2 protein-coding genes and 1 pseudogene are annotated in these 3,240 nt (G+C 68.5%); 2 read left to right on the top strand and 1 reads right to left on the bottom strand.

The window, feature by feature from the left end:
* Positions 1-267: 267 nt before the first annotated feature.
* Positions 268-447, bottom strand: a pseudogene (locus EB084_22360) (hypothetical protein).
* A gap of 255 nt (positions 448-702) precedes the next feature.
* Between EB084_22360 and EB084_22355 the strand changes: the two are divergent.
* The gene (locus EB084_22355; GenBank protein NDD31007.1) at positions 703-1,164 is read left to right on the top strand and encodes a hypothetical protein; all 462 of its coding nucleotides are present in this window, start codon (positions 703-705) and stop codon (positions 1,162-1,164) included.
* A 30-nt stretch (positions 1,165-1,194) separates the two neighbouring features.
* A partial coding sequence (locus EB084_22350; protein ID NDD31006.1) for a M1 family peptidase occupies positions 1,195-3,240 on the top strand: 2,046 nt, incomplete at its 3' end.

The following is a 3,240-nucleotide window of genomic DNA, read 5'->3' as shown; positions in this document are numbered from 1 at the left end:
GACCGCAGGTCAGACGGTCTGAGCTTCCGCTTGTGCCTCCGGCAGCCGGATGCACCCAGGATGGTGAACGATGTAGGTGAGGCTGTGCCCCCCGCTCAGCGCGCGAAGGACCCAGAGCGGGGTGTTGCCCGGCAGCGACGCGATGTGGCCGTAGGTGCGCTCGAGGGTGTCGAGACGGGTGTCACCGCGCTTGGCGCGGATGCGACCGTCCTGGTTGCGCGTGCGGCCGCTCAAGCCGGGTGCGTGGGTCACCTCGTGGTAGTTCGACTCCACCATCTGGGTGAGCGACATGCCGGACGCCTCGCGAATCGTTCCCAAGTGAGCGTCGCAACGGCGATCCGAGAGCTCGCCGTACTGCGCCTCGATGGTGCCCAGATGGGTGTCGGCGCGCTTCTGGCGAAAGCGGCCGTCCTGGTTGCGCGAGCGGGCTTCATGGGGCTGCGTGATGGAGAGGGTGGTGCAGATCACGGTGATTCTCCTCGATAGACAGGATTCTGTACAGAAGCGCGGCTGACCCCGTGGTCGCGCGCGCTGGCGCGAGAATAGCCGGACCCTTCGAAAAGGCCTCGAAACCGGCGAGAAACCGACGTTAAACCGCCCCCTCGACCGCGGGGTCATCCCTCCCACGACGGCCTCCCACAGAACCGCTCTTTCTGACCCACGCACGAAGGGGAGACGCGCCGAAGAACGAAATCGCTCTGCATGCACACGCTCTTGAAAAAGCGGCTGCTTGCCGCCGCACTCGCACTGCTGTCTCTGGTCACGCTCGCCAGGCCCGGCGTCGCCGCAGACGGGTTCAAGCCCGTCACCATCAACGGCGGTGATCAAGGGGCGCTGATCATCGAGGTGCGCAACAACAAAGGCGTGCTCTACGTGCGAACGGGAAGCTTCGCCGTGGCCACGGTGAACGTCTCGAAGAAGCGATGGGTGCGCCTCATCGATGCCTGGCACCTGGCGCGAACCGCGGCCGAAGAGGGCCAGTCGGCCCTCATCGGCGTGTTCAAGGTGAGCGACGACAAGCGGGTCGGCATCGAGGTCGAAAAGAAGAACGTCAAGCTATCGCTCATCGACGACACGAGCTCGCGCACCTTCACCCTCTACGCCGAAGACCAGCCCGTCTTCAACAGCGCCATCGAGCGGGTGCTCGAACATCTCGAAGACTGAGAACCTGATTCATCTCTGGAGGAGTTCCCCATGTCGTCTGCTTCGTCAACCCTCGCCGCAACTGCCGACAAGGCCTTTCGCCTGCCCGTCGATGTGCGACCGCAGCGCCACGAGGCCACGCTGCGCGTCGATGTCGAGGCGCGCACCTTCGAAGGGACCATCGCCATCGACGTGCACCAGGCCCACGAGAGCGCACACCTCGTGCTGCACGCCGTCGACCTCGAGGTGAGCCGAGCCAGGGCTACGTTCAACGGCCAGACCGCCGAGGCAACGTACCGCGTCGAGCCCGTGAGCCAGACCCTCATCGTCAGCTTTGACCGCCCCATCCCCGCAGGTACCTTCACGGTGCACCTCGCCTGGCGCGGGCGCTTCTGCGATGGCCTGCGCGGGCTCTACACCGCGGGTCCGGGGCTTGCGGCCACGCAGTTCGAGGCGGCCGACGCCCGCCGCGTCTTCCCCTGCTTCGACGAGCCGGGCTTCAAGGCGCCCTGGCAGCTCACCATCGAGGCGCCCGAGGCATTCACCGTTCTGAGCAACGGGCGGGTCGAGCACGCCGAGACCCGCGATGGCTGGCAGAAGCTGCGATTCTCTGAGACCCCTCCCCTGCCCACCTACCTCATCGCGCTTGCGGTGGGCCGCTTCGCCAAGGGTTCGGGGGCAGATGCGACTTCTGCAACCACCGAGAGCGCCGCCGGCGCAACCCCCATCGGCACCTGGGCCGTACCCGAGAAGCTGCATCTCACCGCCTTCGCCCAGGAGGTGGCCGAAAACGTGCTGCCGCGCCTCGAGGCGTGGTTCGGCCTGCCCTACGCCTTTGGCAAGCTCGACCAGATCGGGCTGCCCGACTTCGAGGCAGGCGCCATGGAGAACGCGGGGCTGGTGACCTACCGCGAGGTGGCGCTGCTGCTCGACCCGGCGGTGGCGTCGCTGCCTCAGCAGAAGCGGGTGGCCGAGGTGGTCACCCACGAACTGGCCCACCAGTGGTTCGGCAATCTGGTCACCATGACGTGGTGGGACGATCTCTGGCTCAATGAGGCCTTCGCCACCTGGATGGCCAACGTCATCGTCGACCAGTGGAGACCGGTCTGGAACGTGTGGCGCGACTTCGACGCGGGCAAGGCCTCGGCCATGGCCCTCGACGCCATGCGCTCCACCCACCCCATTCGCGGCGAGGTGCGCACCGTCGATGAAGCGACTGAGTCGTTCGACCTCATCACCTACGAGAAGGGCGGCGCCACCCTGCGCATGTTCGAGCGCTTCCTGGGGGCCGACGCCTTCCGCGAGGGGGTGCGCCTCTACATGCGCCGCCACGCCCGCGGCAACGCGGTGGCCGCCGACCTGTGGAGCGCCCTGGGCGAGGCCTCTGGCCAGCCCGTCACCCGCCTGGCCGACGCCTGGCTCGAGCAGCCCGGCTTTCCCCTGGTGAGCGCGCGGGTCGAGGGGAGCACCCTGCACCTGCGCCAGGAGCGGTTCTTCGCGCGACCCGGCGAGCACGCGCCGGGGGTGACCTGGCCCGTGCCCATGGTGATGCGCTACGTCAGCCAAGGGGCGACCCATACGCTGCGGGTGCTGTTCGACGCCCCCACCACCGAGATCGCGCTCGAAGGCCCTCCCGAGAACATCGTGCTCAACGCCGGGGCCACCGGGGTGTACCGCGTAGCCCTCGACGCCCCCCTGCTCGAGGGCGTGCGACACCACCTGCCCGCCCTCGACGCCGCCGAGCGCGCCCAGCTGCTCTCCGACGAGTGGGCCCTGGTGCGGGCCGGCCTGCGCGAGATCGGCGACTTCCTCGATCTGCTCAGCGCGTTCGGCGACGAGACCGACTACGCGGTGCTCGACGCTGTGGTGGGTCGACTCGACGCCATCGACTACCGCCTCGTAGCCGAGAACGACCGGGCCGCGCTGCGGGCCTTCGTGCGGCGGCTGCTGGGGGCCCAGCTCGAGACCGTGGGCTGGAGCGGACCGGCAGACGAGAGCGACGGAACGCGCCTGCGCCGCGCCGCCATCATCCGCGCCCTCGGCCTCGTCGCCTGTGACGCGGGCGTCGCAGCCGAGGCGACGGCGCGTCTCGACCGC

Source organism: Pseudomonadota bacterium, from assembly GCA_010028905.1.
In the GTDB taxonomy this organism is placed as follows: domain Bacteria; phylum Vulcanimicrobiota; class Xenobia; order RGZZ01; family RGZZ01; genus RGZZ01.
Note: the sequence above shows the minus strand (reverse complement) of the source record. Positions and strands in the feature narration are given on the sequence as shown.

Bases quoted from the DNA above. Each gene is read 5' to 3' on its own strand.
- EB084_22355 (NDD31007.1), top strand. From the start codon at position 703: ATGCACACGCTCTTGAAAAAGCGGCTGCTTGCCGCCGCACTCGCACTG.